A 15606-nucleotide genomic window follows, 5' to 3' on the forward strand; every position below is an offset into this window, starting at 1 on the left:
ATGCCGCTGCCATCCTTGTTGAGGAACCTTCGGCTGCCCCTGATCGGGGCGCCCATGTTCATCGTCTCCGGCCCGGATCTCGTCATTGCTCAGTGCAAGTCCGGAGTTGTAGGCTCGTTTCCGGCCCTCAATGCGCGCGAGAAGGAAGGCGAACCGGTTCAGCTTGAACTCTGGCTTCAGCGGATCAATGAGGAACTCGACCGTCATAACCAAGAAAGTCCGGAAAATCCCGCTGCGCCTTTCGCCGTCAACCTGATCGTCCATCGGTCGAATATCCGCCTGGAACGCGATATCGAGATCCTTACACGCTGGAAAGTACCGATCTGGATCACGTCGCTCGGTGCTCGTCCCGATGTGAACGCTGCGGCGCATGCCGCGGGCGCCATCACGCTGCATGACGTGATCAACGATCGCTTCGCCCGCAAAGCGATCGAAAAGGGGGCCGATGGTCTCATTGCGGTTGCCGCCGGTGCGGGCGGCCATGCAGGTGCACTCTCGCCGTTCGCTTTGATCCAGGAGATCCGAGGTTGGTATGATGGCCCGCTTGCGCTCTCCGGCGCGATCGCGCGCGGAGATGCTATTCTGGCCGCACAAGCGCTAGGCGCAGATCTCGCCTATGTCGGGTCGGCCTTCATCGCCACGAGAGAGGCGAATGCGACCGCCGGCCACAAACAGGCTATCGTCGATGCGGCTGCGTCGGACATTCTCTACACGGACTACTTTACCGGGGTTCACGGTAACTACCTTGCCCCCTCGATCCGCGCGGCCGGTCTCGACCCGGATGCCTTGCCGAAGCGAGAGGGGAATCTCGATTTCTCGGCCAAGAGCGAAAAGCCGAAGGCATGGCGGGATATATGGGGCGCAGGGCAAGGTGTCGGCGCTCTGACTTCAGTCGTGCCCGCTGCCGATCTCATCAATCGACTGCATCGTGAATACCGGGCCGCAGCTCACCGCATCGCCGAACTGGGATTTGCAGCAAGGGAATTGGAAAGCACACCGGCATGAGAATCCACGTCGATCGTCCTTGGCTGAAGCACTATCCCGAAGGCGTCAGCCGCAGTTTTGACCCGCAGCCGATGACCCTTCCGCAATTCCTTGCGGAATCCGTTGAAAGGTTCGCGGAGCGCCCGGCCATCGAGTACTTCGGTCACACATTGAGTTACTCTGACCTCGGTGAAGAGGTGGCCGTGGCTGCCGAGGTTCTTCGCAGGGCAGACGTGCAGAAGGGGGATCGTGTCGGCATATTCCTGCCCAACTGCCCGCAGCACCCATTCTTCTTCTTCGGCACTCAGTTCGCAGGCGGGGCTGCGGTTCATCTGTCGCCTCTCGATGCCATCCGTGAATCCGAGCATAAACTCAGGGACAGCGGCGCGCGCGTGCTCGTGACGCTCTCGACCAAAGCTTTCGCCGAGAAGGCGATGGAACTTCTGAGACGTGGTGCCGTCGAGAGGGTCATCGTCTGCGAGGACCCCGTATCGGCTGCCGCAGAGGGAGCCATCGGCGACTTGCCGAAAGGATTTGTGCGCTACAATGAGCTCGCTGCAGGTGCCAGCAGAGAGCTGGTTGTTCCCGACAGGGATCCGCAGGAATTGGCGCTGCTGCAATATACTGGAGGGACAACGGGTCTGCCGAAAGGCGCCATGCTGTCCCAGCGCAACATCACGGCAGGAACGCTGATCGCGGTGGAGTGGTGGAAGAAAGCGCCAGGTGGCGGGCCGGACAATATCTATCTGTGCTATTCGCCTTTGTTCCATGCACTCGGCCTGACCGGGTTGTTGCGCCGGTTGCGAGAGGGCGCGCTCAGCATCATCCGTCAGCGCTTCGATGTGGAGGATGCCCTCGATCTGATCGAGAAGCGGCGAATCTCGACATTTGCCGGCGTTCCAACCATGTGGATTGCCATCGCCAATTTTCCCGGCATCGAGAAGCGAGATCTATCGAGCCTCCTGTATCTTGGCTCCGGGGCAGCTCCCCTGCCTCTGGAGGTGTCACGCCGGCTTGAGTCCCTGACCGGACATCGATTGCGTGGCGGATGGGGCATGACCGAGCTCGGTGGCGCAACGACCATCCCAAGAGAGTGGCCCCGGGAAAAGAACGGAACTGTTGGAATTCCTCTTCCCGGAATCGACATGCAGATCGTCGCTGCCGATGACCCGCGGAAAGTCCTGCAGGCCGGTGAGGTTGGGGAACTGCGCGTGCGTGGGCCATGCGTCATGTCCGGGTATTGGAACAAGTCGGAGGAGACGAAAAATGTCTTCGTCGATGGTTGGCTTATGACCGGTGATATCGCCCATATGGACGCAGACGGCTATTTCTACATCGTGGATCGTAAAAAGGACCTGATCCTTTCCGGCGGTTTCAATGTCTATCCACTTACCATCGAGAATGCCGTCATGGAGCACCCGTCGGTTGCGGAAGCGATGGCAATCGGTGTGCCGGACGATTATCGGGGTGAATCGGCTAAGATCTTCGTGGTGCTGCGTCCGCAGGCGTCGGAATTTACGATCGAGGAACTGCAAGTCTTTCTCAAGGACAAGCTGGGACGTCACGAGATGCCTCGCTTGCTCGCGTTCCTCCCTGAGATCCCCAAGACGTCGGTTGGCAAGTACTCGCGAAAGATGCTCCGCGACAAGGTTTTGCTGGAAGCGACCGTAGGCTGAAAGTTCCGGCCCGATCCAGTCAGTCGATCTGCCTTCCCGGCTGACTGGATTGGCAATGGTGCCTGCAATGTCGCCGAAATAATAAGATCGCGGCGATCGGCATAGAGTCTCGCGGGCAAAGAAGGTGCCATTTCAGTGATGGCAACAGACCTTCTTGAAACGCAGTCATATGGTTTGGCTATAATACGAAAACTATCTCCTATTGGAAAACGGATCCGCAGAGGGGCGATGCTCAAGGCGTGGATCTGAGTATCCAAGGGAGGACATCAATGATCGCGAAACTCTGTGGCGGGGCCTTGCCGGCCTTGCTTGCAACATCGGTGGGGCTGGCGACCCCAGGCCTCGCACAGGACAAGAACGAAACACTCGTCGTCGGCTTCACGAATGAAGCGGTCACGCTGGATCCGAGCAAGATGGCCGGCACGGCCGACCGCTTCTTCCTATTTCAGATGTTCGAGCTCCTCGTTCAACCTGACAGGGATGGAAAGACGATCCCGTGGCTTGCCGAGAGCTGGAACGTCGTCGAAGAGAATGGCAAGAACCGCATCGACGTGACACTACGGCCGGGACTCAAATTTCATAACGGCGATCCCGTCACCAGCGAGGATTTCGAGTTTTCCTTTCAGCGCGAATCCAATCCGCAGATATCGCGTGGCGCGTCGCGCCATACCAAGGTCGAACGGTTTGAGGTCATCGATGACCGCCGCTTCAGCATTCATTTCAAGGAACCTGATGGCGGCTATATCGCCAGCTATCTGCATCTCACAGCACTTCCAAAGAAATATTTCCAGAAGGTGGGAGATCAAGGCTTCCTCAAGCACCCGATTGGAACCGGCCCCTGGAAGTTCGTGTCGAGAAAACCGGGTGAGGAATTACAGCTGACCTTGAATGAAGATTATTGGAACAAGGACCATAGGCCGACAGTCAAGAACCTCGTCATTCGCGTCATCCCCGAGGAGCTGACGCGGGTTGCCGCCTTCCGCAACGGGGAGGTGGACTGGATTGACAATGTCCCGCTGCCGCTCGTGGCTGAGTTTAAAAAGATGAACGGTGTCAAAACCTTCAGCACTCATAGCGGCAACAATCTTTATTTCGATTTCCCGCAGCACAACACAAAGTCGCCTTTCCATGATGTCCGCGTTCGCCAAGCCGTCGCCATGGGCTTCGACATGGATGCCATCATCAAGAATGTGCTCTATGGGCAGGGTAGGCGGTATACGGGGATCGGAACATCGAGTTCCGGCTATGATGCGGCCGTCAAACCCTACGCCTATGATCCGGTGAAGGCGAAGGAGCTGCTTGCTGCTGCCGGCTACCCGAACGGCTTCGATACGCCGTGCTACAACATGACGACGCAACGCGAGCCGTCGATCAAGGAGATGGGCGAAGCTGTCTATGCCTATCTGCAGACGATCGGCGTGCGCTGCCAAATCCGAAATGTCGAGTACGGCGCCTGGATCGACCTGATCAAGCGGAGCAACAGCAAGCTGGATGGAATCACCACCAACATGTCCTCTCAAGGGATACCTGCCGATCCTGGCAACTCCTGGGCTGCGATCCTGCACAGCTATGATTCGGAACAGGGCTTTGGCGCGTACTCCCATACCGCAGACAAAAAAATGGACCAGTATGTCGAGCAGCTTCAATCGACCATGGATGCGCAGAAGCGGGCTGAGGTGATCCGCGAGGCAGGGCGCTACAGGTACGAAAATGTGCTTGCAGGCATTCCTACCTACGAGCCGATCATGACGATGGCCTGGCGCGACAATGTGGACTTCAAGCCCTGGCCATTCCCTGGCTACTGGCGGGCGTTCCAGGAGGTCGGCCTTAAAAACTGAATGGATTGCGGCGGAAAAGCCTGAGATGCTTTTCCGCCCGGTTCTGCTGGGATCTAAGCGGCCGCATGCAGGCCACGCCCGCAAGCTCTTAAGCAATCACCAATCCCCCAGGATCCGATGGCCACGGGTAGCAGGCGAAATGCTGCATTGGCCATCGGTTTCTTCGTTCTACTCCATAGACATATGTTCTTCGCCGTCATCGGCAGCGCCGAGCCATAAGGTGTCTGTATAGGCAGAAAGCGAACTCCTATTGGAAACCTATAGGGAGAATGGGGGAAGCTCGATCATAGAATTATTGAAATATGGGAGGACGTGATGGCGGCGAAGATCCGCAACTGCTTTGCAGTGGGATTGCTTGCATCCTCGATCGCCTTTGTCGGATCAGCTTTTGCCCTGGCCGCAAAGGACACGCTGGTCGTGGGCTTCACGAATGAGGCCACAACGCTCGATCCCAACAAGGTGGCCGGCACCGCCGACCGCTTCTTCCTTTATCAGATGTTCGAGCTCCTTGTTCAGCCGGACCGCGATGGCAAGCCGATGCCCTGGCTTGCCGAGAGCTGGAACGTTGTGGAGGAGAACGGCAAGACCCGCATCGACGTGACACTCCGTCCTGGGGTCCGGTTTCACAACGGCGACCCACTCACCAGCGAGGATTTCGAATATTCTTTCCAGCGTGAATCCGATCCCAAAGTTTCCCGGGTCGCCTCGCGCCATCGGAAAGTCGAGCGGTTCGAGGTTATCGACGATCGCCGCTTCAGCATTCACTTCAGCGAGCCGGACGGGAACTATGTCGCAAGCTTCCTCCACCTCGCGGCCGTGCCTAAGAAATATATCCTGAAAGTGGGCGAAGAGGGATTCAACAAGGCGCCGATCGGAACCGGGCCTTGGAAGTTCGTGTCGCGAAAGCAGGGCGATGAATTGCGGCTCGCCCTGAATGAAGATTATTGGAATAAGGATCATAGGCCGACGGTCAAGAACCTCGTCATCAAGGTCATTCCCGAGGAGTTGACGCGGGTCGCCGCCTTCAAGAGCGGCGAAGTCGACTGGATCGATAACGTGCCTCTGCCGCTGGTCCAGGAATTCAAGTCGATGAAGGGCGTCACGACGCTCAGCGTAAACGGCGGCAACAATCTCTATTTCGATTTCCCGCAGCACAACACGAAGTCGCCCTTCCATGATGTCCGCGTTCGCCAAGCCGTCGCCATGGGCTTCGACATGGATGCCATCATCAAGAGCGTACTTTACGGGCAGGGCAGGCGCTATACAGGGGTAGGGACCTCAAGCCCGGCCTACGACCCGAGCATCAAGCCCTATGCCTATGACCCGGTGAAGGCGAAGGAGCTGCTTGCTGCTGCCGGCTACCCGAACGGCTTCGATACGCCGTGCTACAACATGACGACGCAACGCGAGCCGTCCATCAAGGAGGTGGGCGAGGCCGTCTACGCCTATCTGCAGACGATCGGCGTGCGCTGCCAGATCCGCAACGTCGAGTACGGCGCCTGGGTCGATCTGATCCGGCGCAACAGCAACAAGCTCGATGGTATCACCACCAACATGTCGGCTCAGGGCATCCCCGCGGATCCCGGCAATACATGGGCGTCGTCCACACTGCACAGCTACCAGCCGAACGAGGGTTTCGGTGCTTATTCTCATACCTCTGATGCAAAGGCCGATGAGATGGTCGAAAAGCTCCAGGTGACGATGGAGCCGGAGAAACGCGACGTGCTGATCAAGGAGATCGCACGCTACAAGTATCAGAACCTGCTCGGTGGAATTCCGACATACGAGCCCGTCATGACGATGGCCTGGCGTGACAATGTGGATTTCAAGCCTTGGCCATTCCCCGGTTATTGGCGGGCGTTCCAGGAGATCGGCTTCAAGAACTAAGGCTGTGCCTCGAAAGGCGGCGATGAGAGGAAACATTCTCACGCCGCTCCGAAGACTCGAGTGCCGAGCGACTGCCTAAAGCGCCGTTCCACGGAGCGGCTTCACAATAAAGCGGGGAGATGAAATGAAATTGCGCGCTGCTAGACTTGTCACGAGTATGGGGTTTGCGTTGGGGCTTGCTCTGGCGTCCCTGCCCGCATTCTCGCGAGATGCCGATACGGTCGTTGCCGCTTTCTCCGCAGAGACGACGACGCTCGATCCGGCGCGCAGCTCGGGAACCGTCGATCGGTTCTACTATTTTCATTTGTTCGAGATGCTTGTGATCCCTGATTCGAAGGGGAACATGTCTCCTTGGCTCGCCACGAAATGGGAAGTAGGCGAGAAGGATGGCAAAGCCTATATCGACGTCTGGCTGCGGGACGACGTGCGTTTTCACAACGGCGATCCGATGACCGCCCAGGATGTAGAGTTTTCCTGGCAGCGCCAGCGCGATCCGAAGGTTTCTCTGACCGCCTCGCGTCATCGCAATGTCGAAGGCTTTGAAATCTTCAACGACCATTACTTCCGCATCAACTTCAAGCAGCCCGATGGCAATTATCTCGCGGAGTATCTGCAGATCGTCGTCATGCCGAAGCGATACTTCGAGAAGGTCGGCAGCATGGAGGCCTTCGGTGCCAAGCCCGTCGGCACCGGCCCCTGGAAGTTCGTATCGCGCGAGATCAAACGGGAACTGAACCTCACTCGAAACGACGATTACTGGAATGCGAAGAATGGCCCCAAAGCCAAGAACCTCACGATCAAGATCATCCCGGAGGATCTGACGCGGGTCTCCGCACTGCGCGCCGGCGAGGTCGACTGGATCGACAACGTTCCTCTTCCCCTGATCTCGGAATTCAAGGCCGACAAGCGCTTCAACACCTTCAGCGTCCAAAACGGCAACTTCGTCTATCTGGATTTCCCGAGTCACAACAAGGCCTTGCCCTTCGCCAAGCTCCCCGTGCGCCAGGCGATCGCTCATGGCTTCGACATGGATGCGATCCTGAAGGTCGTCCTTTATGGAGAGGGAAATCGCTTTGCGGGCATCGGCACAGACAGCAATGCCTACGATCCGAACTTGAAGCCTTACGAATTCGATCCGGCGAAGTCGCGAGAACTGCTGGCAAAGGCAGGATATCCTAACGGTCTCGATATTCCCTGCTATAGCCTGACGACCCCTCGTGAGCCGAACATCAAGGAGGTCAGCGAGGCGATCTATGCCTATCTCCAGCAGGCTGGGATCAGATGCCAGATCCGCGCGGTGGAGTTCGGCGCGTGGCTCGATCTACTGCGCCGCGCGAACCCTCCCCATCTCGACGGCCTGTCCATCCATATGTCCGCGCAGGGAATCCCCTCCGATCCGGGAAATTCCTGGTCCTCGTCGGCCCTTCACAGCTACGCGCCGGAAATCGGCTTCGGCACCTTCTCGCAAACGGCTGACCCGAAGGCGGACGAGTATGTCCAGAAGATCCAGCAGATCATGGACATGGAGAAACGCCGATTGTTGATCCAGGAGGCTGCCCGCTATCGCCAGGAACAGGTCCTGGGCGGCATTTCGCTTTATCAGCCGCGGACGACCTATGCCTGGAACAAGCGGATCGATTTCACGCCCTGGGCCTATCCGGGCTACTGGCATCTCTTCCAACTCGTCGACATCGTCGACTAGCTGATCGGGAGCGGAAAACGCGACAATGTGGACTTACATCCTCAAAAGACTGCTGCACGGGCTCTTCAGCATCATAGGCGCGAGCTTGCTGATCTTCGTGATCACCCGCCTGACGGGCGATCCCGTCGCCATGCTGCTACCGCCCGAGGCCACGGAGGAGATGGTGCGCCAGATGCGCGCCACCCTCGGTCTCGATCGGCCGATCTGGGAGCAGTATCTGATCTTCGCGAGCCATGCGCTGCAGGGTGACCTGGGCATGTCCTATCGGTGGGAGATGCCTGCACTGACCCTCCTGCTCGATCGGTTGCCGGCAACGATCCAGCTTGCCTCCGCAGGCCTGCTGTTCAGCATCAGCGTTGCGGTGCCGCTTGGGGTTCTGTCCGCCGTTTATCGCGGATCCTGGATTGACCGCGTGGGCAAGACGCTCGCCATGGCGGGGCAGGCCATGCCCAATTTCTGGGTGGGCCTTATCCTCATTCTCGTCTTTTCAGTCTCCCTGGGTTGGCTCCCGGCCTATGGTTCAGGCTCGTTCAGGCATCTGATCCTGCCGGCCATCGCGCTCGGGTCATATCCCGTCGCGGCGCAGACCCGCATCGTGCGCTCGTCGATGCTCGACGTGCTGGACAGCGATTACATCAAGATGGGGCGCATCCTCGGCGCCAGCGAGAGCGTGCTGGTCTGGAAATATGCATTCCGGAATGCCGCGGTTCCGCTGATCACGGTTCTCGGCGTCTACTTTGCAGCGATGTTGGGAGGAACCTTCGTTGTCGAGGTCATCTTCGCCTGGCCCGGGGTCGGAAGGACCGTGGTCGAAGCCGTATTCGCGCGCGACTTCCCTGTCGTCCAGGCTGGCGTGCTCTTCACTTCCGTCGTCTTCGTGACAGTCAACCTGCTGGTTGATCTCAGCTACGGCGTCATCGATCCGAGGGCTCGAGTCAATGTCTAGCGTCGAAACCGCCACCATCTCCGCGCCGCGAGCGAGGCTGAATCTGAGCGCGATCATGCGCCTGCCCTTCATCCCGATCTTCATTCTGAGCGTCCTGGTGATCTGCGCCATCTTTGGGAACCAGCTCGCCCCACATAACCCGACCGCGCTCAATCTCGGAATGGCTCTCAAGCCGCCCGGATGGGTCGAAGGGGGGAGCTGGGCCTATCCCCTCGGAACGGACAATCTTGGCCGCGATATCCTGAGCCGCATCATTGCCGGTGCGCGGATTTCCGTGATCGTGGCGATCTACGCAATCATCGTTTCAGGTGGAATCGGCGCGATCTTCGGCATGATGGCGGGCTATTTCGGTCGTACCGTCGATACCGTGATCATGCGTATCGTCGACATCCAGATGTCCGTACCGGCCCTGGCACTGGCGCTCGTTCTCGCGACCCTGCTTCGTCCGAGCCTCAGCACGGTGCTCATCGTCATCGCCATTACCTACTGGAGCTGGTATGCGCGGATCGTCCGTGCCGAGGTGATCTCGCTCAAGCAGCGTGACTATGTGGCCTTGGCGCGCATCGCAGGCGTGTCCACCCCGGTGATCTTCATCCGGCACCTGCTGCCCAACATCATGAACACACTTCTTGTGCTCGCCACGCTGCAGGTTGGCCAGGTCATCATCTTCGAGGCCTCGCTGAGCTTTCTCGGCCTCGGCATTCAGAATCCTGACGTCTCATGGGGGCTGATGCTTGCCGATGCCCGCAGCTACATCACTGTCGCCTGGTGGGCGATCACGATGCCGGGCATCGCGATCATGCTGACGTGCCTTGCCGCCAATCTTTTCGGAGATTGGATGCGCGATACCTTCGATCCCAAGCGCAGGCAGCTCTGAACATGCTAGCAAACAATCGACAACAGACGAGCCAGCCGCTGCTCGAAGTCAATGACTTGCAGACGCACCTTGTGCTGGGTCGCGGAACGCTCAAGGCGGTCGACGGTGTGTCGTTCAGCCTGAACCGGGGGCAGACTCTGGGAATCGTCGGCGAGTCCGGCTCTGGGAAGACCCTCACCAGCATGTCGATCATTCGACTGTTGCCAAAGCCGAGCGGGAGGATTGTCGGCGGCTCGATCAAGTTCGACGGGATCGATATCGTCAGCTTGCCGGAGAAGGAAATCGCCAAGAATTGGCGCGGCAATCGGATCTCGATGGTGTTGCAGGATCCGTTGACCTCGCTCAATCCGGTCTACAGCATCGCGGATCAGCTCGGGCAGCCGTTTCGTTACCATTATAAGGACATGAGCCGCCGCGAGATCAGGGATGCCTCGATCGAGATGCTGCGGAAGGTGCGGATACCCGCGCCGGAAAAGCGGCTCGCAAGCTATCCGCATCAGTTCTCGGGCGGCATGCGCCAGCGGGCGGTCATCGCCATGGCGATCGCAGCCAAGCCCGAGCTGCTGATTGCCGATGAGCCGACGAGTGCGCTCGATGTCACAATTCAGATCCAGATCATGGATCTGTTCCGCAAACTGCAGGAGGAGACCGGCGTCTCGATCATCATGATCACCCATGACATGGGTGTTGCCGCGCAGCTCTGCGATCGGGTGGCGGTCATGTATGCAGGCCGCATTGTCGAGATCGGCGATGCGCGGGACATCTTCAAGCGCCCTGCGCACCCCTACACCCAAGGGCTCCTCCAATCGATCCCGAAGATCGGCCAGCGGCAGAAGCGCCTCTATGCGATCCCAGGGCAGCCGCCGAGCCTGTTCAATCCCCCGAAGGGCTGCCGGTTCGCCGATCGATGCCCGCATCGCATGCCGAAATGCGATGTCTACCCGCCGACGGTCGAGTTGGAGAGCGGGCATTCCGCAGCCTGCTGGCTTCTGGAGAGCAAGGCATGAGCAGTCCTATCCTGAAGGTCAGCAACCTCACCAAGCACTTCGCCACCGGCATGTTCGGCAAGCAGACCGTCGTCCACGCAGTGGAAGATGTCAGCTTTCAGATCAACCGAGGCGAAACCTTCGCGCTCGTCGGCGAGTCCGGTTGCGGCAAGACCACGCTTACGAAGTTGATTCTGGCACTCGAGACGCCCACGTCCGGATCCATCGTCTTCGACGACATCGAGCTGGTCGGCGCATCGCGTGCCGATCTGGCCCGCTATCGTCGTGCGGCACAGGCGGTCTTTCAGGACCCTTATTCGTCACTCAATCCTCGTTTGCGGGTCAAGGGAATCATTTCCGAACCGCTGCAGGCGCAAGGCTATGGCGATCGCGCCGCACGCATGGACCGGGTCAGGGAGGTGCTGAAGATCGTCGGTCTCCCGGCCAGCGCAGCGGACCTTTATCCGCATGAGTTCTCGGGAGGACAGCGGCAGCGCATTGCGATCGCGAGGGCGCTGGCGCCGCAGCCGCCCTTCATGGTGCTGGATGAGCCCATTTCGGCACTCGACGTCTCGATCCGGGCTCAGATCCTGAATCTTCTGACGGATATCCAAAAAGAGTTCGGACTGACCTATCTGATCGTCGCGCATGACCTTGCCTTGGTCGAGCAGTTCTCGACTAATGTCGGCGTCATGTATCTCGGGAACCTCGTCGAGCTCGGTCCCGTCGAGAAGGTGTTCTCCGAGCGCAGCCATCCCTATACGCAGGCCCTTCTCGCTTCGGTTCCCAATCCTGATCCGGACATGCGCAATCCCGCGGACATGATCCGCGGAGAGGTGGGAAGTCCCGTCAACCCGCCATCGGGCTGCAAGTTTCACCCGCGCTGTCCATTCAAGATGGATATCTGCACCACGGAATTCCCGCCGCGCTATCAACTGGACGGAAAGCATTGGTCCGCCTGCTACCTGCACAAGGATGACAGGGCTACGGCTGCTGCTCTCGAGAAGGAAACAGCATGAATCCGGAAGAAGAAAAGGTCCAGTTCGCGGAGCTCGACACCTTGTGGGAGAAGGCGTGGCCGGCCGAGGTCTCGCGCAATCTCCACTACCCGATGGGTCAGATTCCGCTTTTCCGCTACATCACGGAATGGGCCAAGCGCGACCCGGGGCGTCCAGCCATCATCTATTATGGCCGAACTTGGACTTATGCCGAATACGATGAAATGTCGGACAGGTTTGCGGCGCTTCTCGCCGAACGTGGTGTGCAAAAGGGGGATCGCGTCGGGATCTGCATGCAGAACTGCCCGCAATACATGTTTGCATTTTACGGAATCATGAAGCTTGGTGCCGTTTATACGGCAATCAGCCCGCTTTCGAAGAGCTTTGAGATCCAAAACCAATTGCGTGACAGCGGCACGCGCGTCCTCGTCGTCCAGGATCGTGCCATGCAGCTTGCCGAGGAAGCGCGCGAAGCTGGGCTCCTTGACCATATTTTCGTGACCTCGCTTGCGGATGCTCTTCCCGAAGATCCGGAGATCCCGATCCATCCCTCCATCCCGCGAGACAAGATCGCCTGTGAGGGTGCCATCGATCTGATGCCAGCGCTTTTGTCCGCGCGGCGCGAGTACCCTGATAACGACGTCGGGCTGGATGATCTGGCCGCGCTCAACTACACGGGTGGAACAACCGGATTGCCGAAGGGATGCATGCACACCCACGGCAACATGCTCTACACCACATCCTCTTCCCGCTCTCTCATCGGCCGCGAGGACAGAATAGACTGCACGCTCGTTTTCCTACCGCAATTCTGGATTGCCGGCGAGAACGGCAGTCTCATCGGTCCCTTGCTCTACGGTGAGACGGTCGTTCTCATGGCGCGATGGAACCCGCCCGCCGTCCTGAAGGCGATTGCAAAGTATCGGATCACGCAATTCACGCTCCCCGTGGACAGCGCTATCGAGATCGCCGAGCGCACGGATCTCGATGAGTATGACCTGTCGAGCCTGATGAGCGTGCGGGTCATCGGCCTCATCAACAAGTTGACCATAGAGCTACGCAGGCTTTGGCAGAAGAAGATCGGCGTTACGCTCATCGAAAGCTCCTGGGGCATGACCGAAACCCATGCCTCGGACACCTTTACATTCGGAATGCAGGACGACGATTTCGATCTCAAGCAGCCGCGGACATTCGTCGGGCTGCCCGTCGTCGGCACACGGTTCAAGATCGCGGAGTTCGGAACCGGCAGGACCTTGCCGATCGGAGAGGAGGGGGAGATCTGCTGCAAGAGCCCGTCTCTGACCAAGGGCTATTGGCAGCGACCGGATGCGACCGCGGAACTCGTCCGTGATGGCTGGCTGCACAGCGGCGATCTAGGCTTCATCGGCAAGACAGGGCACCTGCATTACCTCGGTCGCCGGAAGGAGATGATCAAGGTTCGCGGTATGAGCGTGTTCCCGGCGGAGATCGAGGTCGTTCTTGCAATGCATCCGGCGGTGGAGATCTCGGCCGTTGCGCCACGCCCCGATCAGCACAAAGGCCAGGTTCCCGTTGCCTTCGTCCGCGTGAAAGATGCGGTCGAACCGGAGGAGCTTCGCCGTTGGTGCTTGGACAAGCTTGCCGACTTCAAGGTTCCGGAAATCCGAATTGCCGACGAGTTGCCGATGACGGGGACAGGCAAGGTGCGCAAGCAGGTTCTCGCCGATTGGCTGGCGGATGAAGCGAAGGAGTCCGCCGCATGAGCGATGGCCGACTGAAAGGGCAGGTTGCGGTGGTGACCGGTGGCGGCCGGGGCATCGGCCGCGCGATCTGCACCCGGCTTGCTGCCGATGGTGCCCATATCATCGTCGTCGATATCACTGATGAGGGAAACGAGACCCGCGATACCATCGTTGCCGGCGGGGGGTGTGCTGACTCCATCCGGATGGATGCGACCGATTTTGCTGCCATCCGCCAGCTTGTGACTGAAACCGATGAAAAGTTCGAACGGCTCGATATCTTGGTCAACAACGCCGCCATATCGCCGAAGAACAACGGCCGAAAGTTCTTCCTCGAGGAGACGACCGGCGAGATGATGAGCGAAATTCTGCACGTCAATCTGACCGCGCCGTTCGTCTTCGCCCGCGAGGTGCTGCCGGTCATGCGCAAGGGCGGAAAAGGCGGTAGGATCGTCAACATCATCTCGCAGGCCGCCCGCACCAAACCGGACAAGACATCGGGCCACTATACCGCGTCGAAGGCCGGTCTTCTGGGGCTGTCACGGGCGCTTGCGAACGAGGTGGCCGGGTATGGCATAACCGTGAACTGCGTCGCTCCAGGCTTCATCGACACCATCAAGCTCGCCGGGTTCTCCGCCGAGACTCGAGAAGAGGTGACGAAGAAGGTGCCGCTCGGTCGCTTCGGCCTGCCTGAGGATATCGCTGGTGCCGTGGCTTATCTGGTTTCTCCGGATGCTTCCTATGTCACCGGCGCGACAATCGATGTGAATGGCGGCGCCTTCATGGCCTGACACTTCTGCTGTGATCTGAACAGGACCTCAAGAAATGGAAAAACTGCAAGCAAGGCTCGTTGGAGCCTATGAGCATCCGACACGGTTTGCGCCGGACAAATCCCTCGTGCAGCTTCACACCGAAGTGGCACTTGGCGCTGTCGCGGATGCGGGGCTGTCCTTATCCGACGTTGACGGCTATTTCTGCGCGGGCGATGCACCGGGCCTGGGCCCGCTGAGTGTTCTCGACTACTTCAATATCACTCCGCGCTATGTCGACACCACCGAAACCGGTGGATCGTCCTACGTTGCGCATGTGGCCCATGCGGCGCGGGCGATCGACGCGGGGCTTTGCGATATCGCCCTGATCACACTCGCCGGTAAGCCTCGGAGTGAGAATAAATCGGCGAGCTCCGTCGCGCTCGCGCTCCCGGCAGACCGACCGGAGCGGGATTTCGAAGTGCCTTATGGCCCGACCGTTCCGGCGAATTACGCGCTGTGCGCAGCACGCCATATGCATGAATTTGGCACGACGAGCGAGCAACTCGCCTGGATCAAAGTCGCAGCCTCCCACCATGCCCAGTACAATCCTCATGCGATGCTTCAGAAGGCTGTCACGGTAGAGGATGTACTCTCCTCTCCGATGGTAGCCTCTCCGCTGCACCGCCTCGATTGCTGCGTCATCACCGACGGCGGGGGGGCGCTCATCGTTGCTCGCAAGGAGATCGCGCGTGATCTGGCGAAGCCGGGCCTCCGCATTCTCGGGACAGGCGAGGCGATCAAGCATCAGAGTGCCGGCGACATCGACCTGACATTCAGCGCAGGAAAATGGTCGGGCAAGCAGGCATTCGACATGTCGGGCGTAACGCACGACCAGATTCAATATGCGTCGATCTATGACAGCTTCACGATCACAGTGCTTATGGAGATTGAGGATCTCGGCTTCTGCAAGCCCGGGCATGGTGGCGGGTTCGTCGCAGAAGGCAATCTGATCTCCGGAAGGGGCAAGCTTCCTTTCAACACCGATGGAGGAGGTCTCTGCAGCAATCACCCGGCGAACCGAGGTGGAATGACGAAAGTGATCGAGGCGGTTCGCCAGCTGCGTGGCGAGGCTCATCCGGCCGTGCAGGTCCCGGATTGTAAGATCGCCCTGGTGCACGGCACCGGTGGCAGTCTTGGAACACGGCATGGTGCCGCGACACTAATTCTGGCCTGCGAGGATTGAGA

General features: G+C 59.1%; 12 protein-coding genes. All 12 read left to right on the forward strand.

Annotated elements, in window-relative coordinates; all coding sequences use genetic code 11:
• The 12 genes from JKL46_RS10270 (at position 1) to JKL46_RS10325 (ending at position 15604) form a co-directional block, all read left to right on the forward strand.
• The gene (locus JKL46_RS10270) at positions 1-1005 is read left to right on the forward strand and encodes an NAD(P)H-dependent flavin oxidoreductase (protein WP_201832539.1); all 1005 of its coding nucleotides are present in this window, start codon (positions 1-3) and stop codon (positions 1003-1005) included.
• 71 nt (positions 1006-1076) lie between these two features.
• Positions 1077-2660, forward strand: coding sequence for an AMP-binding protein (locus JKL46_RS10275; protein WP_246529250.1), 1584 nt, complete (start codon positions 1077-1079; stop codon positions 2658-2660).
• Positions 2661-2929: 269 nt separating this feature from the next.
• Positions 2930-4498: an ABC transporter substrate-binding protein gene (locus JKL46_RS10280; RefSeq protein ID WP_201832541.1), complete on the forward strand. Its 1569-nt coding sequence runs from the start codon at positions 2930-2932 to the stop codon at positions 4496-4498.
• Positions 4499-4813: 315 nt separating this feature from the next.
• Positions 4814-6385, forward strand: coding sequence for an ABC transporter substrate-binding protein (locus JKL46_RS10285; RefSeq protein ID WP_201832542.1), 1572 nt, complete (start codon positions 4814-4816; stop codon positions 6383-6385).
• 124 nt (positions 6386-6509) lie between these two features.
• Positions 6510-8087 (forward strand): ABC transporter substrate-binding protein, encoded by a 1578-nt coding sequence (locus tag JKL46_RS10290; protein WP_201832543.1) that lies wholly within the window; start codon positions 6510-6512, stop codon positions 8085-8087.
• A gap of 25 nt (positions 8088-8112) precedes the next feature.
• Entirely contained in the window at positions 8113-9033 is a 921-nt protein-coding gene (locus JKL46_RS10295; RefSeq protein ID WP_201832544.1) for an ABC transporter permease, read from the forward strand.
• The gene (locus tag JKL46_RS10300) at positions 9026-9910 is read left to right on the forward strand and encodes an ABC transporter permease (RefSeq protein ID WP_201832545.1); all 885 of its coding nucleotides are present in this window, start codon (positions 9026-9028) and stop codon (positions 9908-9910) included. The genes JKL46_RS10295 and JKL46_RS10300 overlap by 8 nt, the downstream gene beginning before the upstream one ends.
• A gap of 56 nt (positions 9911-9966) precedes the next feature.
• Positions 9967-10917 (forward strand): ABC transporter ATP-binding protein, encoded by a 951-nt coding sequence (locus tag JKL46_RS10305; protein WP_246529241.1) that lies wholly within the window; start codon positions 9967-9969, stop codon positions 10915-10917.
• Entirely contained in the window at positions 10914-11915 is a 1002-nt protein-coding gene (locus JKL46_RS10310) for an ABC transporter ATP-binding protein (RefSeq protein ID WP_201832549.1), read from the forward strand. Before JKL46_RS10305 ends, JKL46_RS10310 begins: the two co-directional genes overlap by 4 nt.
• Positions 11912-13633 carry an AMP-binding protein gene (locus JKL46_RS10315; RefSeq protein ID WP_201832551.1) on the forward strand — a complete coding sequence of 574 codons (1722 nt, stop codon included), beginning with the start codon at positions 11912-11914 and terminating at the stop codon, positions 13631-13633. The genes JKL46_RS10310 and JKL46_RS10315 overlap by 4 nt, the downstream gene beginning before the upstream one ends.
• Positions 13630-14400, forward strand: coding sequence for an SDR family NAD(P)-dependent oxidoreductase (locus JKL46_RS10320; protein ID WP_201832553.1), 771 nt, complete (start codon positions 13630-13632; stop codon positions 14398-14400). The genes JKL46_RS10315 and JKL46_RS10320 overlap by 4 nt, the downstream gene beginning before the upstream one ends.
• A 34-nt stretch (positions 14401-14434) precedes the next feature.
• Entirely contained in the window at positions 14435-15604 is a 1170-nt protein-coding gene (locus tag JKL46_RS10325) for a thiolase domain-containing protein (RefSeq protein ID WP_201832555.1), read from the forward strand.
• Positions 15605-15606: the final 2 nt, after the last annotated feature.

This window comes from Microvirga zambiensis WSM3693 (assembly GCF_016735695.1).
GTDB lineage: Bacteria > Pseudomonadota > Alphaproteobacteria > Rhizobiales > Beijerinckiaceae > Microvirga > Microvirga zambiensis.

Bases quoted from the DNA above. Each gene is read 5' to 3' on its own strand.
- JKL46_RS10270 (WP_201832539.1), top strand. From the start codon at position 1: ATGCCGCTGCCATCCTTGTTGAGGAACCTTCGGCTGCCCCTGATCGGG.
- JKL46_RS10275 (WP_246529250.1), top strand. From the start codon at position 1,077: ATGACCCTTCCGCAATTCCTTGCGGAATCCGTTGAAAGGTTCGCGGAG.
- JKL46_RS10280 (WP_201832541.1), top strand. From the start codon at position 2,930: ATGATCGCGAAACTCTGTGGCGGGGCCTTGCCGGCCTTGCTTGCAACA.
- JKL46_RS10285 (WP_201832542.1), top strand. From the start codon at position 4,814: ATGGCGGCGAAGATCCGCAACTGCTTTGCAGTGGGATTGCTTGCATCC.
- JKL46_RS10290 (WP_201832543.1), top strand. From the start codon at position 6,510: ATGAAATTGCGCGCTGCTAGACTTGTCACGAGTATGGGGTTTGCGTTG.
- JKL46_RS10295 (WP_201832544.1), top strand. From the start codon at position 8,113: ATGTGGACTTACATCCTCAAAAGACTGCTGCACGGGCTCTTCAGCATC.
- JKL46_RS10300 (WP_201832545.1), top strand. From the start codon at position 9,026: ATGTCTAGCGTCGAAACCGCCACCATCTCCGCGCCGCGAGCGAGGCTG.
- JKL46_RS10310 (WP_201832549.1), top strand. From the start codon at position 10,914: ATGAGCAGTCCTATCCTGAAGGTCAGCAACCTCACCAAGCACTTCGCC.
- JKL46_RS10315 (WP_201832551.1), top strand. From the start codon at position 11,912: ATGAATCCGGAAGAAGAAAAGGTCCAGTTCGCGGAGCTCGACACCTTG.
- JKL46_RS10320 (WP_201832553.1), top strand. From the start codon at position 13,630: ATGAGCGATGGCCGACTGAAAGGGCAGGTTGCGGTGGTGACCGGTGGC.
- JKL46_RS10325 (WP_201832555.1), top strand. From the start codon at position 14,435: ATGGAAAAACTGCAAGCAAGGCTCGTTGGAGCCTATGAGCATCCGACA.